Below are 26,875 nucleotides of genomic sequence, written 5' to 3'. Positions count from 1 at the left end.
TGGAGTCCCGAATGCCTGCACCTCTTCCCGATGTTTCCCTGACCGATCCCGCGCCCAGCCTCAGCCCGCTGCAATGGGTGGGCATGCAGGGCATAGACCTGCCCGTGACCGTGGCCGAGCCCGGCTACTGGCGCGAGCTGCATGCGCGTGCCGATGTGCAGGTCGATCTTCCTGCGGCCCATGTCAAGGGCATACACATGTCCCGGCTGTACCGGCAACTGGACAGCCTGGCCGAGGAATCCGCGCTGTCTGCCGTGGCGCTGCGCCATGCGCTGCAGGCCATGATCGACAGCCACCTCGACTGCCAAAGCCGCAGCGCCCGGCTGCGCCTGTCGCTGGACCTGCTGACCCAGCGGCCCGCCCTGGTCACCCACGATCTGTCGGGCTGGAAGTCCTATCCCGTGCGCCTGGACGCCACGCTGGCGCAGGGCGTGTTCCAGCTGCGGCTGCAGGTGGGCGTGGGCTATTCCTCGACCTGCCCCTGCTCGGCGGCACTGTCGCGCCAGTTGCTGGAGCAGGGCTTTTTGCAGGCCTTTGCGGGCGAGCCACTGGTGGAGCCCGACCAGGTGGCCTCCTGGTTGCGCCGGCATGGCACGCTGGCCACGGCACACAGCCAGCGCAGCGAGGCGCAGGTCAGCGTGGACCTGGCCTGTGATGCGCCCGACCTCGGCATCCTGCCCCTGATCGCCCGTGTGGAGCAGGCGCTGGGCACGCCCGTGCAGACGGCCGTCAAGCGCGCCGACGAGCAGGCCTTTGCCGCGCTCAACGGCCGCAACCTGATGTTTGTCGAGGATGCGGCGCGCCGCATACAGGCCGCGCTGGAAGGCAGCTACGCCCAGCCGCGCGTGCATGTGCGCCACATGGAGAGCCTGCATCCGCACGACGCCGTGGCCTGGGCATGACCGGCGAGCCGGCACCCGTTTCTCTACAACCCAAGGAGTTTTCCATGCAAGTTCTCTCGTCCCTCAAGGAAGCCAAGCTGCGCCATCGAGACTGCCAGGTGGTGCGCCGTCGTGGCCGCATCTACGTCATCTGCAAGAGCAACCCGCGCTTCAAGGCCCGCCAGGGCGGCGCAAAGAACAGGCGCAAGGGATGATCCGCAAGAACCCGCGCGGCGACCTGCCGCGCATCCATGCCAGCGCCTTCGTGGACCCCACGGCCATCCTGTGCGGACTGGTGGTCGTGGAAGAGAACGTCTTCATCGGCCCCTATGCGGTGATCCGTGCCGACGAGATGGATGCGGACGGCCACATCGACCCCATCGTGATCGGTGCGCACTCCAACATCCAGGACGGGGTGGTGATCCACTCCAAGTCGGGCGCGCGCGTCAGCGTGGGGCAGCACACCTCGATCGCCCATCGCGCCATCGTCCACGGGCCCTGCACCGTGGGCAATGGCGTGTTCATCGGCTTCAACAGCGTGCTGTTCAACTGCGTGGTCGATGACGGCTGCGTGGTGCGCTACAACGCCGTGGTCGATGGATGCCACCTGCCGCCGGGCTTTTATGTGCCGTCCACTGCGCGCATAGGCCCGGAGACCGATCTGTCCACGCTGGCCCAGGTGCCCGCCGACGCCAGCGATTTCTCCGAGGACGTGGTCCGCACCAACAACGAATTGGTGCGCGGCTACAAGGCCATCCACAATGAGTTCTAGAACAAAGCACCCCCTGAGCGGCTACGCCGCTTCCCCCTCTCTCGCTGCGCGGGAGGGGGACGACACCCTCGGGGCGGGGCGGCGCGGCCGGCATAGGCCCTTCCTCGGTGTCCCTGAGCTGGGGTGCGCCAGTCTCGTGGACCGTGGACGGTTGGTAGTGCGCAGTGGCGTGAATCACTGAGACAAGAAAGGGCTGCATGTCCGATTCCGCTGACCTCAAGAACCTGGGGCTGAAGGCCACGCTGGCGCGACTGTGGGTACTGGACATCTTTCGCCACGGGGACCAGCGGCATCTGGCGGCGGAGGAGGTCTACCGCCAGCTGCATGACCAGGGCCGGGGCACCAGCCTGGCCACGGTCTACCGCGTGCTGGCGCAGCTGGAGCAGGCCGGCATGCTGCGCCAGCAGCGCTTTGCGGCGGGCAAGGCGGTCTATGAACTCGACGACGGCGAGCACCATGACCACCTGATCTGCACGCGCTGCGGCCTGGTGCAGGAGTTCCACGATGCGGTGATCGAGCAGCGTCAGAAGCTGCTGGCGCGCTCGCATGGCTTTGCCATCGTGGAGCACTCCCACATCCTCTACGGGCGCTGCATCAAGCCCGACTGCGAACGGCTGGCGGGCCGGCAGGAGGCTAGCTCTCCTTGAGGCTGCGCTGCGCACGCTCGCAGATGCGGTGCGTGGCGGGCACGGGCGATTCCTGGAGCCATTGCGCGCACAGGGCGCGCACCCAGTCGGGCCGGCTCTTGGCCGCGTCGTTGAGCCAGTTGGCCACCGAGTCCTGCACATAGGGCGAGGCATCGGCGCGCAGCCGCTGCAAAAGGGGCAGGGCGATCTCCGGCTGCTGCTTGAGCGCCGCGATATGGCTGCACCAGACGCCGCGCGGCCGCAGGGCCTCACTGGCGAAACGGCGCAGGCGGTCGGAGGGCCGCCTTGTCCACCGAGACAACTCGGCCACAGCCTGCGGCAGATCGCTGGCCAGATGCGGGCGCACGCCCATCCACGACCATTCGCGCACGCCGAAATGCGAGTCATCGGCCAGCGGCTGCACCAGCTCCAGGCGCTGGCTCAGGGTCAGGCCCGGCTGCGCACCGGCCATGAAGCAGGCCCAGCCGCGCACCGTGTCAGAGCGGTGCGTGAGGCAGCGCTGCCAGCCGGCCTGGCCCAGCGCCTGCCACAGCAGGCCGCCAATGCACTCCATGCGCTTGAGGATGCCCAGCTGGCCCAGCGCCTGCGCCGTGTCCTCCAGCTGCGGCCACGCGTCGGGAAAGACGGCCTGCAGCAGCCGAGCTTGGTCTACGGCCAGGCTTTCGGTCAGCGTGGCGGTCTCGATCTCGCCAAGGGACAGGGCCTGCAGCAGTTCGGGAGTGATATCGACTTTGCGGTTGGCGCCCTTGCGCCGGGGGGCGGGCGCCGTCATGCGCTGGCCTCCACGCCTGCGGCGGCCTTGGCCAGCAGCTTTCCCAACTGGCCGCGTTCGGCGGGCGACAGGTTGGAAAACAGGCCGGCGATCCATTGGCTGTGCCGGGCAAACAGCTTGCGCGCCAGCTGGCGGCCCTTGGCGGTGAGCTGCACGCGCAGCGCTCGGCGGTCGGCCGGGTCGGGCAGGCGCTCGGCCAGGGCCTCGCGTTCCAGGCCGTCCAGCAGGCCGGTCACGGTGGCGCGGGTGATGCCGGCCTGCTCGGCCAGGTGGTTGGGCGCCAGCCCTTCACTGGCGGATTCCAGCAGGAACAGCAGCACGAAGCGCCCTTCGGACAGGCCATGGGGCGCCAGCAGCGCGGCGCAGTCACGGTCGATGCGCGCAGCCAGCGACAGGGTCTGGAAGCACAGCCGCATGCTGTCCACGTCGTCCAGCTTGCGGCGCTCGGCCTCGGCCAGCAGGGCCTGGTATTTCTGTTCGAGTTGCATGTGGCAAGCATACAGTATGGTGGCTAACCATGTGGCTGCGCCTCCAGGCAAGCAGTGGCCTGTGCGCGATGGCTGCGCTTGCGGCGCAGCCTGCGCACGCCTATGAGCACGCCCGTGGCGCTCATCAGCAGGCCGCCCAGGCTGAAGGCCAGCAGCAGCCCATCCCACAGCGGCCGGCGCTGCAGCAGCGGCAGCCAGTCCCAGCTGTGCAGCATGGCGAACAGCCAGCGCTTGAGGCGCTGCGTGCCGTCCAGCCGGCCCAGCACCTGGCCCGTGTGCGGGTCGATGTGCACCCAGCTGGCCGCGGCATCGCCAAAGACCACGCGCAGCACGGGCAGGGGCTTGTCATGGCCGCCCATCATGGTGTGCTCGGCGCGCTCGTACCAGTACAGGTCGTGCGCGGTCAGCCATTCGCTGCGCAGCACGGGTGCGTCGATCAGCACGGCCGCGCGGTCCAGCAGGGCCTCGCGCGAATGGGCTGCGGGCGCTGCGCTGGCGCTGTCCAGCACCAGGGGCGTGCCGGCTGCGGGCTGGGCCAGCACCTCGGTGCGGCCTGCGGTGCGCAGCCAGCGCAGTTCGCGCACGGGTCCGCCCGCTGCGGCAATCAGCGACTGCGGCGTGGCGTCGCCCCCTGTCAGGCGCAGCGGGCCCTGCTGCCACCGGGCCATGTGCAGTGGCGGCGTGCCTGTGTCGAACAGACGCCAGGGGTTCATGGACATCAGGCCGCTGAAGATCCAGGCCAGCGTGGTCAGCGCGAACAGCAGGCCCGCCACATGGTGCCAGCGCATGGCGCGGCCCGGGTAGGGCGTGCGCCGGCCGCTGCGGTAGGGCTGCCTGAACCGCCAGCGCATCACCCCGACCACGGTGCCGGTGATGGCCACGGCAATGCCGAACAGCGACAGCACGTTGACGATGTCGGCCCAGGCGCCGTCAAAGGCATTGCCCCGGAACATGTACAGCCAGTGCAGCCAGGCGCCCAGGTAGTTCCAGCCGCGCTCGGTGCGCGTGGCATCGCGCACCACCTCGGCCGTGCGGCCGGAGATGTAGAGCAGCGTGCCCTGGGCATCGTCCATCTGCACGCGGTGCAGGGGGCGGTGGATGTCCAGCGCGCGCGAGTGGCTGAAGGCATCCTCATCCACCGTGCCCAGGTAGTGCAGGCCCGTGCCGTCCTCCGCGAAGGCGCGGGCACTGGCCAGGGCCTGCGCCTCACTGGTGGCGGGCAGCACCTGGCCGCTGGCCGCATCAATGGCCACGGGCTGGCGCCGCCCCTCGGGCGTGGCCAGGTAGCTGGCACGGCCGGCGCTGCCGGCATGCAGGCGCAGATCCTTGAGCGGGCCGTCGATGCCGGCCGCATGCAGCGCCTCGGCGGGCGCGAGCAGGGCGGCGTTGCCATTGAGCGGGGGCAGGTGGCGCAGCCGTTCGGCTTCGGTGAGCTTGGGGTAGCCCACGTACATCATCACCATGCCCGAGACAAACCACAGCGCAAAGAACAGGCACACGGCAATGCCCAGCCAGCGGTGCAGCAGGAACAGCCAGCGTTTGAGGTGAAGGCGCATGGCGCGGCCCTCTCTCAGAACGCCACGCGCAGCGTGATATCGGCCGTGCGCGGCGCCCCCAGGTAGGCCATGGTGCTGGTCAGGCTGGCGGCGTAGACGCGGTCCGTGGCATTGCGCAGCCGTGCAACCACGGTCATGCGCGGGTCGATGCGGTAGCTCAGGCCCAGGTCCAGCAGCGTGTAGGCAGGCCAGGACAGGGTGTTGGCCGCATCGGCATAGATGCCTCCCACGCGGCGCAGCCCGGCGTTGACCTCCAGGGCCGGCGTGATGCGGTAGCTGGTCCAGAGGTTGAGCACGCTGGCGGGCGTATTCGTGGGCCGCTTGCCCGCCAGGGACACGCCGCCTTGCTGGTAGTTGTCATAGCGCGCGTCCACATGGCTCCAGTTGCCCTGGACCGACCAGCGCGGCGTGGGCGCCAGGCCCATGGACAGCTCCACCCCGCGCGAGGACTGCTGGCCCACCAGCACAGTGCGCGTGCTGTCCTGCGGGTCCTGGGTGGAGATGTTGCGGCGCGTGATGTGATAGACCGCTAGCGCCGCCGTTCCCTTGCCCTGCCAGAACGACAGCTTGCTGCCCGCCTCCACCTGGCGGCCCGTGGTCAGCCCGGTGTTGTTGATGGCGTCGGCAAACGAGGCGCCCATCAGCATGCCCGACGGCGGATCGGCCGCCGTGGAGAACTGGGCGTAGAGATTGGCCTCGGGCGTGGCATCCCAGACCAGGCCCACGCGCCCGGTCGTCGGGCTGTAGCTGCGGCTGTAGCTGGCGGGCAGCGCGGGCGTTACATCGCGCCGGTTGGTCAGGTCCACATCGATGCGTTCATGGCGTAGCGCCGTCAGCAGATGCAGGGCAGGAGTGAGGGCCGTGCGGTTTTCCAGGTACAGGGCGGTCGTGGTGACCTTGTTGTCGCGGTCGGGCCTGAATCTGGGCGCCATGCCTGGGATGTCGTAGAAGTTTTCTGTCGTGAAATCGTAGGGATTGACCGTGCTCACCGTGCCAGACAGGCTGTTCGGAAAGCGTGTCTGCCGGTTCACGCTCACATCCAGCCCAAAGGCCCATTCGCTGCGCCGGCCGGCCAACTCGCCCAGGTAGCTGCCTTCGATGCGGTCGCCCACCATGCGCTGGTCATGGCGCTGCAGCAGCGCGGCCGAGCGCACCACCGCGCTGTTGTCGGGCGTGAAGCGGTAGGTCTCCACGTTGCGGTAGTCGCGCAGCGCGTCATAGGCGTAGAAGGTGTTGCTCAGCTTGAGCCGGTCGCTGGCCCGCCATTCGGTGATGGAGCGCAGCCACTGCACGCGCTGGGCATACAGGCCGTCGGCGCTGTTGTAGTTCTTGCCGAGGGTGGCCTCGTCAATGCGCGCCTGGCCGCGCAGCGGGTTGAGCAGCGGCGTGCCCCAGTACGGGCGGTCCACCCGTTCATGCTGGGCTTCGTAGGCCAGGGTGTGCGTCAGGCCGCCACCCAGGTCGGACAGCAGCGAGGCCGCCAGCTGCGTGGAGCGCGACTGCGTGCCGCCCACCCAGCTGCCGGCATCGCGGTGGTTGAGGTCCAGGCGCAGGTAATGGGTGGTGCCCTGGCTGTCGGTGGCATCGCCCAGGCGGCGGTTCAGCCCGACGGAGGCTTCTTTCAGCCCGTAGCTGCCCAGGCGTAGCTGGCCTTCGGTGAAGCTGTCGCGCTGGGCCAGCTTGGTGATGTAGTTCAGCGTGCCGCCCACGCCGCCCGCACCATACAGAAAGCCGGACGCCCCGCCCACGGCTTCGACCCGGTCGTAGATCCAGCTGTCCACGGGCCGGGCCGCAATGGAGTACTGCAGGTTGATGCCGTTGAACAGCTGGCTGACCGACCCCGTGCCGAAGCCCCGGTAGCTGATGCCGATGTTGCCGGGCGGGCTGTAGGCCGTGACGCCCGGAATGGAGCGCAGGATCTCCTGCGTGTCCTGGGCGCCACGCGCCTCGATGGCGGCGCGGTCCACGATGTGCACCGAGGCCGGTGTTTCGCGCGCTGTCAGGCCCAGGCGGCTGGCCGTGCCCACGGTCTTGTTGAGCGGCAGCAGACCGTTGGCGTCGGCCGTGGCCTGGTCGGAGACTTCGACGGCGGGCAGTGCCGCCTCGGCCAGGGTCTGCGCGTGCGCGGCAGGTGCCCATGCGGTGCCCAGCGCGCAGCACAGCGCCGTGGCCAGTGGATGGAGACGAAAGGCGTGCGTGGACGCGCGCACCGGCGCCGCCATCGCGGGGAAAGGGGAAGAATTCACGAACTGACTCCGGGTCTTGCACCGCGCATGCGGCGCAGTCCTGGGCCACAGGCGCGGCACAGGCGGGCCGGGCGCGCATCAGCAGGCCCGGCAGCGATTCAAGAGAACACGGCAGTCAGCGAGGGAGGGCCGCGCGCCGGCAGCGGCGCGCGTGTGACGGAGGCAATGTGCGCCGCCACCAGCGGCAGCAGCGCGTGGGCCAGCGGTTGCTGGTGGGGCACGGCCATCTGCGGCAGGGCCGGCGGCGGTGCGCCAGCGGGCAGGCACATGGGGCAGTCGAGCTGGTGGTGGCCCATGCCCGGGGCTGCGCTGTCGCCCAGCGCCACCAGCTTGACGTCGCCGCTGGCCGTGCAGACCAGCTCGAATCCCTGGGGATGGACCAGGGGTGAGGCCACGGCAACGCCCAGCGTCACGGCAAACCAGGCCAATATCAGCCGGGTGAGCCAGAACGAGGAGCGAAGCGCTTGCATGGGGCGTGATTATGGCTTGGGGGCTGGCGTCGGTGTGAACAGACTGCCGCCCAGCTTGACGCCAGCCTTCAGGCCGCGCTTGGCGAACCAGCCCTGGTTCATCTCCAGCACATAGCGCACGGGCTTGGCCGAGCAGTGCGAGTCCTCGGTCATGGGCTTCATGTCGGCCAGGTTCACGATGGTGCCGTCATCGGCCACGAAGGCGGCGGTCAGCGGCAGCAGAGTGTTGCGCATCCAGAAGCACTGCACGGCGGGCACCTCGAAGACGAAGATCATGCCCTCCTGCGCGGGCATCTCCTGGCGGAACATCAGGCCGATGGCGCGCTCGCGGTCCGATGCGGCCACCTGGGCATCGATGCGATGGATTCCGGCCGTCAACTCCACGCGGCGCAGATTCATCTGGGGGTTGCCCTGGGGCTGTGCGCCTGCCGATACGGCGGCGCCAGCCAGGCAGGCGGCCATGAGCAACCGCTGCAGCGTGCGGCGGGAAAGGGATGTGTGGAGGGGTGTCGAAGGCTTCGTCATCTTGCACATTCTGTCGCAGGGGGCGCGTGGCCGGACGCAAAAATCGGCCTGGCCGGGCCATCATGGCCGGGCGGGCGGCAAAAAGCCCGCAGTGCATTGCTGACTTGCGGGCTTTTTTCGAGGGGATGCCGGCTGGCATCCCGCGGCATGGATCAGGCCACGGCCTTGTGTGCCTTCTTCGTGGAACGCTTGGCGTGCTTCTTGCCGGAGTGCTTGCCGCTCTTGGCGACCTTGGCCTTCTTGGCTGTGTGAGCGGGTGCAGCTGCGGAAGCGGCCGTGGGAGCCGACATCGGCGCTTCGGGTGCTGCGGCGGCCTGTGCGAAGGCGCCTGCGGCAAACGAACCGGCGATCAGGACAGCGAGGAGTTTTTTCATATATGCCATTTCCTAGAAAAGCGGTAGAAGCCAAGTTGAATCAGACAACGGTGCGAAATTCTTGATGCACCGCACATGCTCAACGCGTTTACTGTATCGCCGTTGACAGGAGGGCGGCCCGATTGTCGTTAGAATTTTCTGCACCAAATTCGTGCCCGATCCGGGCATTCACTCTTGCCTCGTGCACCAGCCAACGGAGACCCGTCCCCATGAACCGCTTCCAGCACATCCAGGTGCCGGCCGAGGGCCAGAAGATCACTGTCAACGCCGACATGTCGTTGAACGTGCCAGACCAGCCCATCATTCCTTTCATTGAAGGCGACGGCACCGGCGTGGACATCACGCCCGTGATGATCAAGGTGGTGGATGCCGCCGTGGCCAGGGCCTATGGCGGTAAGCGCAAGATCCAGTGGATGGAGGTTTTCGCAGGCGAGAAATCCACGCGCATCTACGGCCCCGATGTCTGGCTGCCCGAGGAAACCATGCAGGCCCTGCGCGAGTACGTGGTCTCCATCAAGGGCCCGCTGACCACGCCCGTGGGCGGCGGCATCCGCTCGCTGAACGTGGCGCTGCGCCAGGAGCTGGACCTCTACGTCTGCCTGCGCCCCGTGCAGTATTTCAAGGGCGTGCCTTCGCCGCTGAAGGAGCCCGAGAAGACCAACATGGTCATCTTCCGCGAGAACTCCGAGGACATCTACGCGGGCATCGAGTACGAGGCGCGCAGCGACAACGCCAAGAAGCTCATCGACTTCCTGGTCAAGGAGATGGGCGTCAAGAAGATCCGCTTCCCCGAGACCTCGGGCATCGGCGTCAAGCCCGTGTCCATCGAGGGCACGGAGCGGCTGGTGCGCAAGGCCATCCAGTACGCCATCGACAACGACAAGCCCAGCGTGACCCTGGTCCACAAGGGCAACATCATGAAGTTCACCGAAGGGGGCTTCCGCGACTGGGGCTACGCGCTGGCCGCGCGCGAGTTCGGCGCCCAGCCCATCGACGGCGGACCCTGGCTCAAGTTCAAGAACCCTCGCACGGGCCGCGACATCGTCATCAAGGACTCCATTGCCGACGCCTTCCTGCAGCAGATCCTGCTGCGCCCGGCCGAGTACTCGGTGGTGGCCACGCTCAACCTCAACGGCGACTACATCTCGGACGCGCTGGCGGCCCAGGTCGGCGGCATCGGCATTGCGCCCGGCGCCAACATGTCCGACTCCGTGGCCTGCTTCGAGGCCACGCACGGCACGGCCCCCAAGTACGCGGGCAAGGACTATGTGAACCCGGGCTCCGAAATCCTCTCGGCCGAGATGATGCTGCGCCACATGGGCTGGCGCGAAGCGGCCGACCTGGTCATCAGCGCGCTGGAAAAGGCCATCCAGAGCAAGCAGGTGACCTACGACTTCGCCCGCCTGATGGACGGCGCCACCCAGGTGTCGTGCTCCGGCTTTGGCGAGGTGATGATCTCCAAGATGGATTGACGGGCGCCCGCGCTCCATGAAAAAACCGCGCCAGGGCGCGGTTTTTCTTTGACGGGCGTTGACGGGTCAGTTCTTGGGCAGCGCACAGCCATCGGGCCCGCAATCCTCGCCTTGGGGCGCTGTCTGCTCGCCGGCGGTGATGGTCGCAACCTGCTGCACCCACTCGCCCAGCTGCTTTGCCCAGCCCTGTGCATCGCCCAGCCAGGGTCCGATGTCGATGCGCTGTATGGCGCGCTGGCCCGGCTGCTCTGCCTCGGGGTGGTCGAACTCCAGCGCGAAGGTCGGGAAACCCTGGCCTTGTGCCAGGTCCAGCCATTCGCGCGACTGGGCGATATGGGCTTGGGTTGCGGCGCCCGAAAGGCGCTGGAAGGCGTCGGTGAAGGCCGCCACGTCCAGGCCCAGGTCCCGGGCCAGTTCCAGCAGCACGGCCGGATCGCTGATGCGGCGGCCTTCGACATAGTGGGCCTGCTGCTGGCGCGCCAGCATGTCCAGGCCCCGGCCCGCCAGTTCCTCGGCGGCCAGCAGCGCCGTGGTGGGCGGTTCGGAGTCCAGCACGGCGCCCAGGTCGTTGAGCAGGCCGTCGAAGTAGGCCGTGCCGAAGGGCTGGCCCGTCATCTCGGCAATGCGCTGGTCGTGCGGCATCACGTGGCCGCGCCAGTCGGCCGTGATGGTGCGGGTATGGGCGCCCGTGAGCATGCCGCCGCCATGCCATTGCAGGGTGACGCCGGGCACGTTGCGTGCGGCCTTGACCAGGGGCGCGGCGGCATAGCACCAGCCGCACAGCGGGTCGAAGATGTAGTGGAGGACAAAGGGCGGCTGCGCGGTCGTGGTCATGGCAGGAGCGGGCTGTGATGAAGGCGCCCACTGTAGCGGCTATTGGCTTGCCCGTGACGGGGCAGGGCCGCAGGCAGAATGGGCGACTGCCGCCGTGCAGCCACCGTGCTGCCATCGCCGATCCCGTCTGCTTGCCATGCGCCTCAAATCCACGCCGCCTCCGTCCGATCCGTCCGATCCGTCCGCTGCCTCCGCCCCGGCCGCCGAGCCCAGCGTCCAGTCCGTCGCCCGGCGCGGCATGCTGGGTTTTCTGCTGTTCTGGCTGCTGGTCATGGGCGTGCTGTACTGGGCCATGCAGATGTACCTGAAGCCGGCCGGCGTCAAGGTCCAGGCCGATGGCACGGTGGCCATTGCGCGTGACCGCGATGGGCATTTCCGCGTGGAAGGGGCCGTCAACGGGCAGCCCGTGTTGTTCCTGGTGGACACGGGCGCCAGCATGGTCGGCGTGACCGAGCCGCTGGCCGAGCGCGCAGGCCTGGACGGCGGTGAGTCCGTGCGCTTTCGCACCGCCAATGGCGAGCGCGACGGCCGCATGGTGGTGGCCGAGCAGGTGCGCGTGGCCTCCCTGGTGGTCAGCGGCCTGCGCGTGGGCACGGGCTATACCGGCAGCACGGACAGGGATGCGCTGCTGGGCCAGAACTTCCTGCGCCAGTTCGATGTGGAAATACGCGGTGACCGCATGCTGATCCATCCGCGCGGCAGCGGGTCTTCGCCCAAGCAGTAAGTACGCAAGTAACTAACAAAGTAAGGGAGAGGGACATGACAAACAACGGTTTTCGCACCGACAGGCGCAGGTGGCTGCAGACGGGCGCAGCCCTGGCGGCGCTGGGCTGCACGGCCTGTGCCAGCGTGGGGCAGGGCGGTGCCTCTTCCACCGGCACCGGCCTGGCCGAGGACCTGGGCGAACGCCTGGACCAGGGCGTGCAGAGTGGAGAACTGGCGAACCTGCACGCCGTCGTCGTGATGCGCCACGGCCGGCTGGCGCTGGAGCGCTATTTCGAGGGCGAGGACGAGCGCTGGGGCGAGCCGCTGGGCAAGGTGGCCTTCAACGCCGACTCCCTGCACGATGTGCGCTCGGTCAGCAAGAGCGTCGTCGGCCTGCTGTACGGCATGGCCCTGGCCGAGGGCAAGGTGCCCGCGCTGGACACGCCCCTGGTACAGGCGTTTCCCGCCTACGGCGATCTGGCGGCCGATGAGGGCCGGCGCGCCATCCTGGTCTCCCATGCCCTGGGCATGACCATGGGCCTGCAATGGGACGAGGACCTTCCGTACTCCGACCCGCGCAACAGCGAAATCGCCATGGAGCGCAGCAGCGACCGCTACCGCTACGTGCTGGAGCAGCCCATCGTCGCCCCGCCCGGCGAACGCTGGTGCTACAGCGGCGGGGCGACGGCCCTGCTGGGCCATCTGATCGCGCAGGGCAGCGGCATGCCCCTGCTGGACTATGCGCGGCACAAGCTGTTTGCTCCGCTGGGCATCGACAAGGCCGAGTGGACGCCTGGCACCAACGGCGAGGCGGCCGCCGCCTCCGGCCTGCGCCTGCGGGCGCGGGACCTGGCCCGCATTGGCCAGCTGGTGCTGCAGCAGGGCGAGTGGCCGGGTGGAAGGCAGGGACGGGCGCTGGTGCCCCGGCATTGGAATGTGCAATCCATTCAGCCGCGCGTGGACGCCTGGCCCGGCCTGCGCTACGGCCACCACTGGTACGTGGGGCAGACCCGCGCGGGCCTGGCGTACTACATGGCCATCGGCCTGGGCGGCCAGCGGCTGGTGGTCGTGCCCCAGCATTCGCTGGTGTATGCCGTCTTCATGGGCAACTACGACAGCCCCCAGCAGGTGCAGCGCGTGGCCGCCGTGCAGGGCCTGATCGCCGCTGCCTTGCGTTGACTGCCTGGCGTTGACAGCCTTGCCCTGACAGCCGAGCGCGGGCACGTCGGGCGTGCGAGAATCCTCGCTTCCAAGGTCGGCCGCATGCCCGGCTCGCGCAAGCAGGGCGCGAAGCGGGGCGGGCCGGTGCGTGTCGAGGCTCGATCCACTTTCCTGGTTCCGGTGCCGGCCCATGAGCCCCTGAGGCCATGGCGCCGGTTGTTTCTGCCTCCCGCATGATCGCCAGATCACCGTTTGCCCGTGTCCCACCGCCAGCCCATCCGCATCGCCGACCGCCACCAGTTCGACACCCTGATCGACGCCCGCTCGCCTGCCGAATTCGCGCAGGACCACATTCCCGGTGCCATCAACTGCCCCGTGCTCGACAACGAGGAGCGCGCCCGGATCGGCACCATCTACAAGCAGGTCAGCCCCTTCGAGGCCAAGCGCCTGGGCGCGGCCATGGTCTCGGCCAATCTGGCGCGCCATCTGCAGGAAACCTTTGCCGACAAGCCCGCCAACTGGAAGCCGCTGGTCTACTGCTGGCGCGGCGGCCTGCGCAGCGGCTCCATGGTCACCTGGCTGCGCCTGGTCGGCTGGGATGCCCAGCAACTGGCCAACGGCTACAAGTCCTATCGCGGCCATGTAATCGAGCTGATCGACCGCCTGGTGCCCCAGCTGCGCCTGCAGGTGCTGTGCGGCGCCACCGGCAGCGCCAAGACCCGGGTGCTGCATGCCCTGGCCGAGGCCGGCGAGCAGGTGCTGGACCTTGAGGGCTATGCCAGCCACAAGGGCTCCTTGCTGGGCAACCTGCCCGGCGTGGAGCAGCCCAGCCAGAAATACTTCGAGACGCTGCTGGCCCAGCAGCTGGAGAGTTTCGATCCGTCGCGCACCGTGTACGTGGAAGGCGAGAGCGCCAAGATCGGCCGCGTGTCCCTGCCGCTGGTGCTGGTCGAGCACATGCGCCAGTCGCCCGTGATTGCGCTCGATGCCACGCCCGAGGCACGCCTGGCCTACCTGCTGCGCGACTACGCCTACCTGGGCGACGATCCGCAGACGCTGGCCGACAAGCTGGGCTGGCTCAAGGAACTGCAGGGCAAGGAGACCATCTCGCGCTGGCAGGCCTGGGCGCATGAGCGCAGCCTCTCGCCGCTTTTCTCCGAGCTCATGGCCCAGCACTACGACCCGCACTACGAGCGCTCGCAGGAGCGGCATTTCACGCAGTGGCGCACGCGCCGCAGGGTGCAGGCCGACGACCTCAGCGAGGCCGGCATCGCCGCGCTGGCGCAGCAGATACTGGCGCTGGATGGGACATCGGCCGCATGAAGCAGCCGGGTGGATCAGGCGTGTGAATCTGCCAGCACCGGGTACAGCGACAGCAGCAGCAGGGCCGCCATGCCCCAGTTGAAGCGGCGCAGTGCCTGCGGCGAGCGCAGCGCGCGCCCCACGGCGCTGCCGAACAGCGTCCAGACGCTGACGCTGGGATAGTTCACGATGCCCAGCACCAGGGCGGCCAGCACCAGATTGACGAAGAAATCCTCGCGCGGCGTGTAGGTGGCAATCACGCCGATGGCCATGATCCAGGCCTTGGGATTGACCCACTGGAAGGCCGCCGCCTGCCAGAACCCGAACGGCCGGGCGCCCGCGTTGCCGCCGTCGATGCCGCCGCTGCCCGCAATCTTCCAGGCCAGCCAGACCAGGTAGGCCGCGCCCAGGTACTTGAGCGCGGTGTAGATCACCGGCAGCCGCTCGAACACTGCGCCCAGGCCCGCGCCCACCAGCAGCACCATGACCACCACGCCCAGGGTGATGCCCAGCATGTGGGGCACCGTGCGGCGGTAGCCGAAGCTGGCGCCCGAGGCCGTCAGCATCACATTGTTGGGGCCGGGCGTGACGGAGCTGACGAAGGCGAACATGGCCAGCGGCAGCAGGAACGAAGTGTGAGCGGTATCGAAGGACATGGTGGTAACAGACAAGGCTGGCAGGGCTGGCAATCCGGCGCCCTGTCTGCGCATGCCGCAGGCCGCGGCGCCGTCAGGCCATGCTAATCGCAGTTGGTGGCAGTTGCCGGTACAGTAGCAGTACACTTTGCCAGAACAATTTACCAACTGGCCTGCCATCATGACCCTGACACTTGATCCGGCCGCCACGCCGAATACACCGCAGACACCGCGCGCATCCTCCGATACGGCTTTCCAGGCCGCTGCGCCCTGGCGCCCGCTGCGGTCTTCCGACCTCTCGCTGGTGGACCAGCTGGTGGACCACTACGGCGGCCTGATCCGCCACCACGGCCTGCGCGCGGGCTCGCGCCTGCCTTCCGTGCGTGCGCTGGCGCAAGAGGCGGCCGTGAGCCGCGACACCGTGGTGCAGGCCTATGACCGGCTGGCCGCCCAGGGCCTGGTGCATTCGCGGCGCGGCTCAGGCGTCTTCGTCAGCGCCCGGCGTGCGGCCCAGGCCGTGCCGCGCGCCAGCCAAGGCCTGCCCACGCTGGAGCAGGGCGCCGCCTTCGATACCGCCTTTCTGTTGCGCAGCATGTTCCGCGAAGGCACGGAGCATTCGGGCGGCGCGGGCATGCTGCCGCCGGAATGGCTGGACCAGGAAATGCTGGCCTCGGCCCTGCGCGCCGTCGGCCGCAGTACGGGCACCAGCCTGCTGACCTATGGCGTGCCCCAGGGCTACCTGCCGCTGCGCCAGCAGATCGCCTCGGTGCTGCAGGCCCAGGACGTGCCTGCCCACCCCGAGGCCCACCTGATGACCGTGGCCGGCGTCACCCAGGGCCTGGACCTGATCGTGCGCAGCCTGGTGCGGCCCGGCGATACGGTGCTGGTGGAAGACCCTGGCTGGTTCCTCATCTTCGGCCGGCTCAACGCCCTGGGCGTGAACGTGGTCGGCGTGCCCCGCCTGCCCGGCGGCCCCGACGTGGAGGCGTTGGAGCGGCTGGCCCGCCAGCACCAGCCCCGGCTTTTCATCCTGAACACGGCCGTGCACAACCCCACGGGCCAGACCCTGTCGGCGGGCGTGGCCCACGAGGTGCTGCGCATTGCCGAGCGCCACGACTTCTACCTGGCCGAGGACGACACCTACTCCGACTTCCTGCCCGGCGTGCCCGTGCGCCTGGCCGCCATGGACCGGCTGCAGCGCGTGCTCCTGGTGGGCGGCTACTCCAAGACCCTGGCCGGCAGCCTGCGCGTGGGCTATGTGGCGGCGCACACCGACCTGATACGGCGGCTGACCGACCTCAAGCTGCTGGGCGGGCTGACCACGGCACTGCCGGGCGAGCAGGTGGTGCACCGCGTGCTGGCCGATGGCCAGTACCGCAAGCATGTGGACCGCCTGCGCGAGCGCGTGGACCGCGCGCGCAACCGCTGCCTGCGCATGCTCGAAGCCCTGGACTGCCGCGCCCCGCACGAACCGCAGGCCGGCATGTTCGCCTGGGTGGATTGCGGTGTGGATTCGGAGGTGCTGGCACGCAATGCCGCGCCGCAGGGCCTGCTGCTGGCGCCGGGCCTGCTGTTTTCGCCCAGGCAGGCCGCGGGCAGCATGCTGCGCATTCCCGTGCCCATGGTGGAGCAGCCCCAGACCTGGAAGATCCTTGGCCACCTGCTGGCGCAGCACCGGGGCGGTGGATGACTGGATGGTGCAGCAACACTGCCTGACGGGAGGTTGACGCTGCCGGCGCCAGGGCATGTAAGACATGGCATCGGGCCTCGGCGCCCCGGTAGCGCGCTGCTATCGTTCCGGGATGACTATTGAGCTTGTCTTGCCAGGGGAGGCCGGCCGCAGAGCCGGGGTGAACGACAGCCAGCCCCGACCGGGAGGCGGCGCGGCGCGCCGCCTGGCGCCGGTGCTGGCGCTGCTGCTGACAGCGGGCTGTGCCGACACGCCCGCGCCGCGCGGCAAGGTGGAGGGTGCCTCGTTCGAGCCCAGCGAAATCGTGCAGTCCGACAGCAACCGCATGGCCACGCTGGCCATGAAGGAGAACCTGGACAGCCTGATGCGCATCATGGACAAGCTCTACCTGCGCAACCCGGCCGAATGGAAGAAAACCGCCGAAAGCCGCGAGGCCGCATCCGCCTACGTGCGCATCGCCATCAACGAGCGCCAGCCCTGGGCCGACCTGCACGGTGCCCAGGACGTGGCCGCGCTCTCGCTGGCGCTGCAGCCCGACTTCAAGGGCGACCGCGTGGCCGCCTTCGTCCATGCGCTGGCCGACACCATCATCACCGCCCACGGCGGGCGCACCAGCTTCACCCTGGTCCATGGGCTGGACCCGCAGCTGATCTACAACGCTGCACGCAACGTGGAAGTGGCCAACTGGATTCTCAACTCACGGCGCAACGCAGCGGGCGGGCCGCTGCTGCTGTCCAACCACCTGGGCGACGACGCGCGCAACCTGAGCTTCGAGCGCGAGATGGGCAAGATCATCGGCCGGCTGGACCTGATCGCCAACTACACCACCGAGCGCTACAGGCGCTCCTTCATCGGCTACGGGCAGGGGCTGGTGGCGGGGCCCTTCATGCAGTTCCTGCCCGTGCGTTGAGGCGCGGCCTCAGAGCCTGTAGCTGAGCGTCACGGCCACCGAGCGCGGTGCCCCGTAGCGCGCCAGGCCCCCCGACCATGAATAGCCAAGATCCTGGTAGTAGCGGCGGTCCAGCAGGTTGTCCACGCTCAGCTGCACATGGGCATTGGCATTGACCTGGTAGCCCACGCCCAGGCCCAGCAGGGCGTAGCTGCGCTGGGTGGTCTCGAAGCCGGTTTCGCGGCGGAACATCTTGCTTTGCGCATGCAGCGATCCGTACAGGCTCCAGCGCCCGTACTCGCCGGGCAGGCGATAGCTGGTGTAGAGCTTGAGCAGGTGCTGGGGCTCGTCGGTGCTCACGCGCTGGCCGATGTTGGTGGCAATCCGGTCCTTGGTGTAGCGCGCCCGCACATAGGTGTAGCCGGCCGAAACCTGCCAGCCGGGCTGCAGCAGTCCGGACAGCTGCAACTCCAGGCCATCGCTTTGGATCTCGCCCGCCGCGCGAAAGCAACTGATGGCGCCGCTGGTGGGGCAATTGGCATCGTCACGCACGGCACGGTTGCGCTGCGTGATGCGGAACACCGAGGCGCTGGCATGGAGTCGCCCGTCAAAGTACTCGCCCTTGGCGCCCAGCTCGTAGTTGGTGCCTGTCATCGGGTCCAGGGTGTTGCCCCGCACGTCCATCGAGCTTTGGGGCTGGTAGCTCTGTGTCAGGCTGGCATAGACCGAATGCCTGTCATCCACGTCATAGACCAGGCCCGCATAGGGAACGAACCTGGCGCTCTCGTCCAGGCTGCGCTTCCAGTTGGGCGTGCCGGTGTACCAGCCCGTCGTGTCCTGCTCGTACCAGCCCAGACGCCCGCCCAGAATCAGGTGCAGCGGATCGGCCAGGCTGAAGTTGCCGCTGGCGTAGATGGCTTTTTCGCGCGTCTTGCGGCCCCACAGGTCGCCATTGGCAGGCACTGAGCCGGTCCAGGGCGCGGAGTAGGGATTCCAGTTCGCAATGTCGACGATGCGCGAGGCCGACGACCCCCAGGTCTCGGCCGCACGGGAGCTGTCATTGCGGTAGCTGGCACCCACGGCGATCTCGTGCGTGCGCCCGAACCACTCGACCGGGCCCCGGGCTCGCAGGTCGGCCACGGTCTGGCGTGTGCCGTAGCGCCAGCCCGTCTCGGACTGCTCCAGCTGTGTGGTCGATCCCGCGACGCGGCTGTTGGTGGTGTTTCGGATGTCGGAATCGGCCTCGACATGGTTGATGCCCAGCTTGACCGTCCAGCCGTTGCGCAGGCGCTGCTCCAGATCAACGAACACGCCATCGTTGTCGCGGTTCTGGAAAGACTCCGCGTTGTTGAGGAAGGTGGAGCGCGGCAGGTCCATATGGCCGCCATCGGGCAGGGTGGGCAGGCCCGTGAACACGCCCTTGGTGCGCGTGCGCTGGCGGTAGGCGCCCAGGCCCAGCGTGGTGTCGGGCGTAAGGTCCGCTTCCACGATGCCGTACAGGCTGGCATTGCGGGTGTTGGTGACATCGACAAAGCTGTCGCTGTCACGCCAGCCGCCCACCACGCGAGCGCGCACGCTGCCGCTGGCATTGAGCGCACGGCTTGCGTCCAGCGAGGCCTGGCGGTTGTTCCAGCTGCCCAGGCCCAGCGTGGCATTGAGCAGCGGCTGGGCCGTAGGGCGCTTGCGCACCAGGTTGACCGAGCCCGAAGGCGCGCCCACGCCATCCATCAGGCCCGTGGCGCCGCGCACCACCTCCACGCGGTCATACATCAGCAGGTCGGCCGAGACATTGCGCGAATTGAAGCCCGTCACGTCCAGCGGCAGGCCGTCCACATTCACATGCTCCAGCGCAAAGCCGCGCGCGTAGAAGGTGGACTCCGAATCGGTCACGGCCGGATTCTTGGCGTACAGCCCGGGCGTGACCTTGGCAATGTCCTGCAGGGTGCTCAGGTGGAAGTCATCCATTTGCTGGCGCGTCACCACGCTCACGGACTGCGGCGTCTGGCGCTGCGACAGGTTCAGCCCCGTGGCGCTGGCCATGCTGGGCGTGGTGTATGAGCCCGTGCCTTCCGTGGCGCTGCTGCGCTCCGCATCGGCCGTCACATTGACGGTCTGCAGCGTGCTGGCGGAAGACGGTGGGGTGGGACCTGCCGCAGCAGGCAAGGGCGCGGCAGCCTTCAGTGAAAAGCCTCCGCCAGGCTGCTGCACGGCTGCCACGCCGCTGCCCGCCAGCAGTTGCTGCAACCCGGCCGACACGCCGTGGCTGCCGGTCAGCCCGCCCGTGCGCAGGCCCGCCACCAGTGCCGGGTCATAGGAGAGGCTGACGCCCGCTGCGCGGGAGAAGCGATCCAGTGCCGCATCGAGCGGACCTGCTGCAATGCTGAAATCGCGCGTGAGCGCTCCGGCCTGGCCTGTGGCCGTCTGCGCCCATGCTGCGCCTGCAGGCACCAGGGCCGACATCGCCATGCCGATGACGGCCGCTTGCACAAGGGTGACAAGCGGCCGGGGGCGCCACTGCGGTTGGCTACCGGGCCTGGGCGGGTGATGACGGGACATGCTGGGTTCTCCTGGATGGAATACGGGAAAGGATTAAGGACTCATTCCCAGGCCGTACGAAAATCCGGATCCCCTCACTTTTTCTGAAAAAAAGTGGAAATCACTGGCCGGATGCCGGCCCCACATGAACCCACCAGCGCGTGCGCCGGCTGATGCTCACGGGCTGCGTCTGCGCGATGAGCTGCAGCACCTGCTCGGTCTGGCGCACATGGAAGGTGCCCGACAGGCGCAGGCCTGCCACGCGCTCGTCGCAACTGATGTGCCCATGGCGGTAGCGCCCCAGTTCCGCCAGAAGGTCACCCAGGCGGATGGCCCGGCCTGCCATCACGCCATCTGCCCAGTCGTCCGCACCAAAGTCCGGGGGAGGTGCCGGGGTACTGGCATCGGCCGACAGCCACCACGGCGAGCCGGGCATCGCGGTTTGCCGTGCGGCGCTGTCTGCGGCCTTTGCAGGCGTCAGCCGTACGGCGCCTTCCTGCACGCTGACAAGGGCCCGATGCTTGTGCAGCCTGACCACAAAGCGCGTGCCCAGGGCCTGCAGATCGCCAAACGGCGTGCGCACCCTGAAGGGCCGGTGGCCGGGTGCAGTCTCGTCGGCGCCCGTGGTCACCAGGATTTCCCCACGGCTGAGCACCACCAGGCGCTGCTGCGGGTCCAGCTCCGTGCGAATGGCCGTGTCCGTGTTGAGCACGATGGTGCTGCCATCGTCCAGCCTGACGGTGCGCTGCTCGCCCACCGAGGTGCTGGCGCTGGCCAGCAGGCGCTGCCAAGGCATGTGGCTGTAGGCCATCCAGCCCGTTGCCGTGGCGATTCCGGACAAGGACAGCAGCTTGAGGGCGCGGCGGCGCGAGACGCTGCGGGACTGGCGCAGGCGCTGCGCTGCATCCAGCGTGTCCAGTGCCAGGCGTTGCGGCATGCGGCCAAAGTCGGTCCTCAGTGATTGCACCCGATCCCAGGCCAGGGCGTGGGCGGGCTGCGCATGCAGCCATTGCTCGAAGGCCTGCCGTGTGGCGGGGCTGGGCGTGTTGAAGTCCAGCCGTACGGACCACTGGATGGCTTCGTCGATCAGGCCGGGCGAAAGATCGCTGCTCATGCCCCGAAGCGCAGTGCGTAGCAATGGCGCAGGGCCGTGGCGATGTAGCGCTCGGCCGTGGCCAGGGACACGCCCAGTCGTTCGGCGATCTGCGGGCAGGTGAGTCCTTCCAGCTGCGCCCACAGAAAGGCGCTGCGCACGCGGGGCTTCAAGGCATCCAGCATGCGGTCTATGGCGACCAGGGTTTCCAGGAAGATCAGCCGGCTTTCCGGCGAGGGGGCCTGCGCCTCGGGCATGAGGGCCAGGGTTTCCAGCCAGGCACGTTCCAGCTCGCGGCGGCGCCAGTGGTCCACCAGCAGGCCATGGGCAATGGTGCTCAGGTAGGCGCGGGGCTGGCGCAGGCCGGTTGCGTCAGGGCCGGGTTGGCGGGTGAGCAGGCGCATGAACACGTCCTGCGCCATGTCGGCCGCGTCGAAGGAGTCGCCCAACCGGCGCCGCAACCAGCCCTGCAGCCAGTTCTGGTGGCTGTGGTACAGGCTTTCCACGCTGGTTGTCGCCTTGGCGGACTGGGAAATCTGCGCGTCCATGGAGCGTCCATTCAACGAATGCAATCACGGGGCTCGTCATGCATTGCGAAGGGCTGGCGGCGGCTGCGTCCATGGCGTGAGCTAACGAGAAAGGCGTGATTATAGATTTGGTAATGAGAATGAATCGCAAATGAGGCGTAGGCGAAACCATTCGCACGCGGGCAGGCCGCGCGCGAGGCTGCATGATCCGCGTCAGCCGTTCAGCTGCACAGAACGATGGTGACCAGAGCGGAGGTGTCTTCGATGGCGCGTACCGCATGCGCCATGTTGGCCGGCAGGTGCATCAGCTGGCCGGCCTGCAGGGACTGGCGGCTTTCGCCGAGCATCACCTCCAGCTCGCCTTCCAGGCAGTGCAGGCTGACGCTGCCCGGCACCTTGTGGGGCGGCAGCGACTGGCTGGCGCGCAGCACCACGCGGATGACTTCCATGTCCTGGGACTTGAACAGGGCGCAGGTCCGGGCGCCCGCCAGCCGCGCACCAAACGGCAGGACATCGATGGCTTGAGCGGTCAGTGCAAAGGGGGTGGCCATGGCGGACCTCCGGGCGTTGGCGGGCAATACTGCCATTGTCCTCCGAAGCACGGGAATTCATCAACCGCAGCTGTGTGACAGCAGGGGCTTGTGCAGGGTCTCAGCCCGGCACGCTGGCCTCCACCAGCAGGGTCAGCAACTGCAGCGATTCCTGCCAGCCCAGGTGGCAGGCCTCGGCGGGAATGACGGCGGGCACGCCTTCCTGGGTCACATCCATTTCAGTGCCGCAGAACACCTCGCGCAGCGTGATGGTGGTGATCATCTCGCCAGGCAGTTGCGGGTCGTCGAAGCGGTCGGTATGGCGTACCAGCCGGCCGGGCTCCAGGTCCAGGAACTCCCCGCCGAAGCCGCTTCGCCCGCCCGTGGACAGATTGACGAAGGCCATGCGGTAGCGCCCGCCGACCCGGGCGTCGAACTCGGGCACCTCGCAGATGTAGCCGTGGGGCGGCAGCCATTTGGCCAGGGCAGCGGCCGTGGTGAAGGCCTGGTACACGCGCTGCGGCGGCGCCTTGAGGACGCGGTGCAGCCGGATGGTGTGGACGGTGTGTGACATGCGGAACTCCTTGGCGTGGTGCAGGGCTGCCAGCCTCGCACCGATGCAGTCCGTGTGCAAGAGGCGGGATCTGGAGGCTGAAGAGGGTTTCAATGATTCATAAATCGAATCCTTGCTTGGTTTTAAAGAATTGGACTTGAATCATTGACGCCCGCACCATGGCGGCGAGCGCTGGACACACAGCGCCGCCTTCCATAGGAAAACAGGATAGGAAACAGGAGACAAGCAAATGAAGCATTCCCCATTGCGCAGGGCCCTGGCCCTTGGCGCTATCAGCACCATTGCGGCCGTGGCCGCGCCCTCCGTGTCGGCGCAGGGTGGTTACCCCTCCAATCCCATCACCCTGGTCGTGCCCTTCGCGGCCGGCAGCGGCACGGACGCCGTGGCGCGCCTGGTGGCTACCCGGCTGGGCGAGCGGCTCAGGCAGCCCGTGATCGTGGACAACAAGGCCGGCGCCAATGCCCAGATTGCCGCCAACCATGTGGCCAAGGCCAAGCCGGACGGCTACACGCTGTTCATGACCACAAACACCTCGCACTCGGCCAACCCCTGGCTGGTCAAGGGCCTGAAGTACGACCCCGTCAAGGATTTCACGCCCGTGGCGCGCGTGGGCGAGCTGCCGTTCGCGCTGCTGGTCCATCCCTCCGTTCCTGCCAAGACCGTGCAGGAACTCATCGACTACGCCAAGGCCAATCCCGACCGCCTGTCCTACGGCACGCCCAACAGCACCTCGCTGGTGGCCTCGGAAACCTTCAAGTACGTCACGCACACCCAGATCACCTCCGTGCCCTACAAGTCCAGCCCGCAGGCGCTGACCGACCTCATGGGCAACCAGATCCAGGTCTACGTGGCCGACCTGGGCTCGGCCTGGGGCACGATCAAGACCGACCGCGTGCGAACCCTGGCCGTGACGGCGGCCAAGGGTTCCACCCTGCTGCCCAATGTGCCGGCCATCGGCAAGACGCTGCCGGGCTTCGACATCACGTCGTGGAACGGCATCTTCGGCCCGGCCGGCATGCCCGCCGAGATCACCGAGCGGCTGAACACCGAGCTGCAGGCCATCCTCAAGGACAAGGCCGTGCAGGAGCAACTGGCCCAGGTCGGCTTCGAGGTCTGGCCCACGGCCACGCCTGCGGAGTTCGCCACCTATGTGAAGGACCAGATGGCCCGCTGGGGGCAACTGGTCAAGCAGGCCGGCATCGAGGCGCAGTGAGGGAGACCGGCATGCAAGAAGCGCAGCAGGGACAGCAGGAGCAGCAGGGACAGCAAGGCCCTCTTGCCGGGGTGAAGGTGCTGGACATGACCTCGGTGGTCATGGGCCCCTTTGCCACCCAGATCCTTGCGGGCCTGGGGGCCGAGGTGATCAAGGTCGAATCGCCCGAGGGCGACAACATGCGCCACGTCGGCCCCATGCGCAACCCCGCCATGGGCCACATCTTCCTGCAGGCCAACCAGGGCAAGCGCTCCGTGGTGCTGGACCTCAAGCAGGGCGCCGCGCGCGAGGCCCTGCTGCGCCTGGCCGAAGGCTGCGACGTGCTGGTCAGCAACGTGCGGCCCCAGGCCATGGCGCGACTGGGCCTGGCCTACGAGGACGTGGCGGCGCGCAACCCGCGCATCATCCACGTGAGCTGCTGCGGCTTCGACCAGCGCGGCCCCCATGCGGCCCGGCCCGCCTATGACGACCTCATCCAGGGCGCCACCGGCGTGCCCTGGCTGGCGCAGCAATACGGCGGCGGCGAGCCGGCCTATGCCCCCATGACCCTGGGCGACCGCGTCACCGGCCTGCACGCGGTCTACGCCGTCACGGCCGCTCTCTATGCGCGCGAGAAGACCGGCAAGGGCCAGGCTGTGGTCGTGCCCATGTTCGAGGCCATGACCCAGTTCATCCTGGGCGACCACATGGCGGGCCTGTCGTTCGAGCCGCAACTGGGCGGCCCCGGCTATGCGCGCCTGCTCACGGCCCACCGCAGGCCCTATCGCACCAGCGACGGCCACCTGTGCGTTCTCATCTACAACGACAAGCACTGGCACAGCTTCTTCAACGCCATAGGCCAGCCCGAGCGCATGGCCGAGCCCATCTTCGCCACCCACAGCCAGCGCGCGCTGCACATCGATGCCGTCTATGCCGAAGTCTCGCGGCTGATGGCAGGGCGCACCACCGCCGAATGGCGCACGCTGCTGGACGCGGCCGACGTGCCCAACATGCCCATGGCCTCGCCCGAGGACCTGATTGCCGACCCCCAGCACCAGGCCACCGGCTTCGTGCACGAGATAGACCACCCCAGCGAAGGCCGGTTGCGCACCACGGCCAGCCCCACGCGCTGGAGCGCCACGCCGCCCGCAGAACGCGCCGCCCCCGCGCCGCGCCTGGGCGAACACACCCTGCAGGTGCTGCGCGACGCGGGCCTGACCGAGGCCGAACTGGCCGCCCTGCAGGCCAGCCGCGCCTGCAGCCAGGCTGCCGCGCTGCAAGACGCCCCACCACAAACACAAGCGCAAGCACAAGCACAAACAGAAGGAAACCGCCCATGCCCCGCTACCTGATCCGCGAACAAGACGTGCCCGGCTACAGCCCCGCCAACCACCACGGCACCGTCAACCGGCGCCTGGTCAGCGCCGCCAACGTGGGCGCGCGCCACATGGAACTGGTGCTGGGCACGCTGGAGCAGGGCGGCGGCGCGCTGCCCCATGCCCACCCCGGCATGGAGCAGGCCTGCTACCTGCTGGCCGGCACGGCAGAGGTGGAAATCGACACCCCGGACGGCAAGGAACGCTTTGCCATGCAGCCCGGCGACACCTGCTTCTTCCCCGAGGACTGCATGCACATCTTCCGCGTGACCAGCGCCGAGCCCGTGCGCCTGCTGGTCTTCTACAGCCCGCCTTACGCAGAGAACCCCGAGCGCGTGCGCCGGCCGGCAGCCTGAGCACCGTCACCCCACAGACACGACAAGCGAACAGCAACAAGCAACGGAGAACTCACCATGGACTTTCTGTGGAACGAAGAACAGGAACAGATACGCGACGCCGTCGAGCGCGCCTGCGCACCCTTCGATGCCGACTACTGGCTGCACAAGGACCATGAAGGCGGCTTCCCGCATGACTTCCACAAGGCCCTGGCCGACGCGGGCTGGCTGGGCATTGCCATGCCCGAAGAGTTTGGCGGCGCCGGCCTGGGCATCAGCGAAGCGGCGCTGATGATGCACACCATCTCGGCCACGGGCGCGGGCCTGTCGGGCGCCTCGGCCGTGCACATGAACATCTTCGGCCTGCACCCCGTCGTCGTCTTCGGCACGGGCGAGCAAAAACGCCGCTGGCTGCCCCCGCTGATCGCGGGCACGGACAAGGCCTGCTTCGGCGTCACCGAGCCCAATGCGGGCCTCAACACCCTCAAGCTGCAGACCCGCGCCGTGCGCGATGGCGACGTCTACGTGGTCCATGGCCAGAAAGTCTTCATCTCCACCGCCCAGGTCGCCAACAAGATCCTGCTGCTGGTACGCACCAAGCCCGTGGAAGAGTGCAAGGGCACGGAAGGCCTGAGCCTGTTCTACACCGACCTGGACCGCGAACGCATCGAAGTGCGCGAGATCGACAAGCTGGGCCGCAAATGCGTGGACACCAACCAGCTGTTCATCGACGGCCTGCGCATCCCCGCCGAGGACCGCATCGGCGAAGAGGGCAAGGGCTTCTCGTACATCCTGCACGGCCTCAACCCTGAGCGCATCCTCATCGCCGCCGAGGCCGTGGGCCTGGGCCGCGCCGCCCTGGCGCGTGCCACCCAGTACGCCAAGGAGCGCGTGGTCTTCGACCGCCCCATCGGCCAGAACCAGGGCATACAGCACCCGCTCGCCCAGGCCTGGATGGGGCTTGAGGCGGCCCACCTCATGGTGCAAAAGGCCGCCTTCCTCTACGACAGGGGGCTGCCCTGCGGCGCCGAGGCCAACGCCGCCAAGTACCTGGCGGCCGAAGCCTGCGCCAAGGCCTGCGAAACCGCCATCTTCACGCACGGCGGCATGGGCTACGCCAAGGAATACCACGTGGAGCGCTACATGCGCGAATCCTGGATCCCGCGCCTGGCGCCCGTCAGCCCCCAATTGATCATGTGCTTCATCGCCGAAAAGGTATTGGGCTTGCCTAAATCGTATTGACCCCCTGAGTCGCTTCGCGCCTTCCCCCTTCTCGCTGCGCGGAGGGGGACGA

The 26,875-nt window shown here is 68.2% G+C and carries 28 protein-coding genes; 14 read left to right on the top strand and 14 right to left on the bottom strand.

Annotation, left to right across the window (positions count from 1 at the left end; all coding sequences use genetic code 11):
- Positions 1-11 precede the first annotated feature (11 nt).
- From folE2 to fur, 4 genes are all read left to right on the top strand, one after another.
- The gene (gene folE2 / locus LGR64_RS11670; RefSeq protein ID WP_230355485.1) at positions 12-902 is read left to right on the top strand and encodes a GTP cyclohydrolase FolE2; all 891 of its coding nucleotides are present in this window, start codon (positions 12-14) and stop codon (positions 900-902) included.
- Between the two features lie 44 nt (positions 903-946).
- Positions 947-1,096, top strand: coding sequence for a type B 50S ribosomal protein L36 (ykgO, locus tag LGR64_RS11665; RefSeq protein WP_013802515.1), 150 nt, complete (start codon positions 947-949; stop codon positions 1,094-1,096).
- Positions 1,093-1,653, top strand: a complete 561-nt coding sequence (locus LGR64_RS11660) for a gamma carbonic anhydrase family protein (protein ID WP_013802514.1) — start codon at positions 1,093-1,095, stop codon at positions 1,651-1,653. Before ykgO ends, LGR64_RS11660 begins: the two co-directional genes overlap by 4 nt.
- A gap of 197 nt (positions 1,654-1,850) precedes the next feature.
- Positions 1,851-2,300, top strand: coding sequence for a ferric iron uptake transcriptional regulator (gene fur / locus LGR64_RS11655; protein ID WP_013802513.1), 450 nt, complete (start codon positions 1,851-1,853; stop codon positions 2,298-2,300).
- Here the strand turns inward: fur and LGR64_RS11650 are convergent.
- From LGR64_RS11650 to LGR64_RS11620, 7 genes are all read right to left on the bottom strand, one after another.
- Positions 2,287-3,072 (bottom strand): DNA alkylation repair protein, encoded by a 786-nt coding sequence (locus tag LGR64_RS11650; RefSeq protein ID WP_230355484.1) that lies wholly within the window; start codon positions 3,070-3,072, stop codon positions 2,287-2,289. The genes fur and LGR64_RS11650 overlap by 14 nt on opposite strands.
- Positions 3,069-3,560: a MarR family winged helix-turn-helix transcriptional regulator gene (locus tag LGR64_RS11645; RefSeq protein ID WP_012205483.1), complete on the bottom strand. Its 492-nt coding sequence runs from the start codon at positions 3,558-3,560 to the stop codon at positions 3,069-3,071. Before LGR64_RS11645 ends, LGR64_RS11650 begins: the two co-directional genes overlap by 4 nt.
- A 23-nt stretch (positions 3,561-3,583) precedes the next feature.
- Complete coding sequence (locus LGR64_RS11640; protein ID WP_230355483.1) at positions 3,584-5,116, bottom strand: PepSY domain-containing protein; 1,533 nt, start codon at positions 5,114-5,116, stop codon at positions 3,584-3,586.
- Positions 5,117-5,130: 14 nt separating this feature from the next.
- On the bottom strand, positions 5,131-7,338 hold the full coding sequence (locus LGR64_RS11635; protein ID WP_141832551.1) for a TonB-dependent receptor: 2,208 nt from the start codon (positions 7,336-7,338) through the stop codon (positions 5,131-5,133).
- A 122-nt stretch (positions 7,339-7,460) separates the two neighbouring features.
- Complete coding sequence (locus LGR64_RS11630; RefSeq protein WP_141832361.1) at positions 7,461-7,832, bottom strand: DUF2946 family protein; 372 nt, start codon at positions 7,830-7,832, stop codon at positions 7,461-7,463.
- Between the two features lie 9 nt (positions 7,833-7,841).
- Positions 7,842-8,294, bottom strand: coding sequence for a DUF192 domain-containing protein (locus tag LGR64_RS11625; RefSeq protein WP_141832549.1), 453 nt, complete (start codon positions 8,292-8,294; stop codon positions 7,842-7,844).
- A 215-nt stretch (positions 8,295-8,509) separates the two neighbouring features.
- Positions 8,510-8,731, bottom strand: a complete 222-nt coding sequence (locus tag LGR64_RS11620) for a hypothetical protein (protein ID WP_012205488.1) — start codon at positions 8,729-8,731, stop codon at positions 8,510-8,512.
- Between the two features lie 209 nt (positions 8,732-8,940).
- Between LGR64_RS11620 and icd the strand changes: the two genes are divergently transcribed.
- Positions 8,941-10,203 carry an NADP-dependent isocitrate dehydrogenase gene (gene icd / locus LGR64_RS11615; protein WP_012205489.1) on the top strand — a complete coding sequence of 421 codons (1,263 nt, stop codon included), beginning with the start codon at positions 8,941-8,943 and terminating at the stop codon, positions 10,201-10,203.
- Between the two features lie 66 nt (positions 10,204-10,269).
- On the opposite strand, the gene LGR64_RS11610 is transcribed toward icd, so the two are convergent.
- Positions 10,270-11,037 carry a DsbA family protein gene (locus LGR64_RS11610; protein WP_141832359.1) on the bottom strand — a complete coding sequence of 256 codons (768 nt, stop codon included), beginning with the start codon at positions 11,035-11,037 and terminating at the stop codon, positions 10,270-10,272.
- Between the two features lie 136 nt (positions 11,038-11,173).
- On the opposite strand from LGR64_RS11610, the gene LGR64_RS11605 reads away from it, so the two are divergent.
- The 3 genes from LGR64_RS11605 (at position 11,174) to mnmH (ending at position 14,226) form a co-directional block, all read left to right on the top strand.
- Complete coding sequence (locus tag LGR64_RS11605) at positions 11,174-11,761, top strand: retropepsin-like aspartic protease family protein (protein WP_141832357.1); 588 nt, start codon at positions 11,174-11,176, stop codon at positions 11,759-11,761.
- Between the two features lie 35 nt (positions 11,762-11,796).
- On the top strand, positions 11,797-12,921 hold the full coding sequence (locus tag LGR64_RS11600; protein WP_230355482.1) for a serine hydrolase domain-containing protein: 1,125 nt from the start codon (positions 11,797-11,799) through the stop codon (positions 12,919-12,921).
- A 240-nt stretch (positions 12,922-13,161) separates the two neighbouring features.
- Positions 13,162-14,226, top strand: a complete 1,065-nt coding sequence (gene mnmH, locus LGR64_RS11595) for a tRNA 2-selenouridine(34) synthase MnmH (protein ID WP_185750945.1) — start codon at positions 13,162-13,164, stop codon at positions 14,224-14,226.
- A 14-nt stretch (positions 14,227-14,240) separates the two neighbouring features.
- Here mnmH and LGR64_RS11590 read toward each other — a convergent pair whose 3' ends face one another.
- On the bottom strand, positions 14,241-14,861 hold the full coding sequence (locus LGR64_RS11590; protein WP_185750944.1) for a LysE family translocator: 621 nt from the start codon (positions 14,859-14,861) through the stop codon (positions 14,241-14,243).
- A 160-nt stretch (positions 14,862-15,021) separates the two neighbouring features.
- Between LGR64_RS11590 and LGR64_RS11585 the strand changes: the two genes are divergently transcribed.
- Complete coding sequence (locus LGR64_RS11585; RefSeq protein ID WP_230355481.1) at positions 15,022-16,530, top strand: aminotransferase-like domain-containing protein; 1,509 nt, start codon at positions 15,022-15,024, stop codon at positions 16,528-16,530.
- Positions 16,531-16,642: 112 nt separating this feature from the next.
- Positions 16,643-17,440: a hypothetical protein gene (locus tag LGR64_RS11580; RefSeq protein ID WP_416046443.1), complete on the top strand. Its 798-nt coding sequence runs from the start codon at positions 16,643-16,645 to the stop codon at positions 17,438-17,440.
- Between the two features lie 9 nt (positions 17,441-17,449).
- Here LGR64_RS11580 and LGR64_RS11575 read toward each other — a convergent pair whose 3' ends face one another.
- The 5 genes from LGR64_RS11575 to LGR64_RS11555 form a co-directional block, all read right to left on the bottom strand.
- On the bottom strand, positions 17,450-19,975 hold the full coding sequence (locus LGR64_RS11575; RefSeq protein ID WP_230355480.1) for a TonB-dependent siderophore receptor: 2,526 nt from the start codon (positions 19,973-19,975) through the stop codon (positions 17,450-17,452).
- 100 nt (positions 19,976-20,075) lie between these two features.
- Positions 20,076-21,068 (bottom strand): FecR domain-containing protein, encoded by a 993-nt coding sequence (locus LGR64_RS11570; RefSeq protein WP_141832345.1) that lies wholly within the window; start codon positions 21,066-21,068, stop codon positions 20,076-20,078.
- Positions 21,065-21,595: a sigma-70 family RNA polymerase sigma factor gene (locus LGR64_RS11565; RefSeq protein WP_088164822.1), complete on the bottom strand. Its 531-nt coding sequence runs from the start codon at positions 21,593-21,595 to the stop codon at positions 21,065-21,067. Before LGR64_RS11565 ends, LGR64_RS11570 begins: the two co-directional genes overlap by 4 nt.
- A 200-nt stretch (positions 21,596-21,795) precedes the next feature.
- Positions 21,796-22,125, bottom strand: a complete 330-nt coding sequence (locus LGR64_RS11560) for a cupin domain-containing protein (protein ID WP_013802496.1) — start codon at positions 22,123-22,125, stop codon at positions 21,796-21,798.
- A 100-nt stretch (positions 22,126-22,225) separates the two neighbouring features.
- Positions 22,226-22,678, bottom strand: coding sequence for an SRPBCC family protein (locus LGR64_RS11555; protein ID WP_012205499.1), 453 nt, complete (start codon positions 22,676-22,678; stop codon positions 22,226-22,228).
- A 229-nt stretch (positions 22,679-22,907) separates the two neighbouring features.
- Between LGR64_RS11555 and LGR64_RS11550 the strand changes: the two genes are divergently transcribed.
- From LGR64_RS11550 to LGR64_RS11535, 4 genes are all read left to right on the top strand, one after another.
- Positions 22,908-23,891 (top strand): Bug family tripartite tricarboxylate transporter substrate binding protein, encoded by a 984-nt coding sequence (locus tag LGR64_RS11550; RefSeq protein ID WP_230355479.1) that lies wholly within the window; start codon positions 22,908-22,910, stop codon positions 23,889-23,891.
- Between the two features lie 86 nt (positions 23,892-23,977).
- Positions 23,978-25,222 carry a CaiB/BaiF CoA transferase family protein gene (locus LGR64_RS11545; RefSeq protein ID WP_230356181.1) on the top strand — a complete coding sequence of 415 codons (1,245 nt, stop codon included), beginning with the start codon at positions 23,978-23,980 and terminating at the stop codon, positions 25,220-25,222.
- A complete protein-coding gene (locus tag LGR64_RS11540; RefSeq protein ID WP_034393376.1) occupies positions 25,207-25,602 on the top strand; it encodes a cupin domain-containing protein in 396 nt (131 codons plus the stop codon). Before LGR64_RS11545 ends, LGR64_RS11540 begins: the two co-directional genes overlap by 16 nt.
- A 57-nt stretch (positions 25,603-25,659) precedes the next feature.
- On the top strand, positions 25,660-26,823 hold the full coding sequence (locus LGR64_RS11535) for an acyl-CoA dehydrogenase family protein (protein ID WP_230355478.1): 1,164 nt from the start codon (positions 25,660-25,662) through the stop codon (positions 26,821-26,823).
- Positions 26,824-26,875 lie beyond the last annotated feature (52 nt).

The organism is Delftia sp. Lp-1 (assembly GCF_020523835.1).
Lineage (GTDB): Bacteria > Pseudomonadota > Gammaproteobacteria > Burkholderiales > Burkholderiaceae_C > Comamonas > Comamonas acidovorans.
This window is presented reverse-complemented; position numbering and strand designations above follow the sequence as displayed.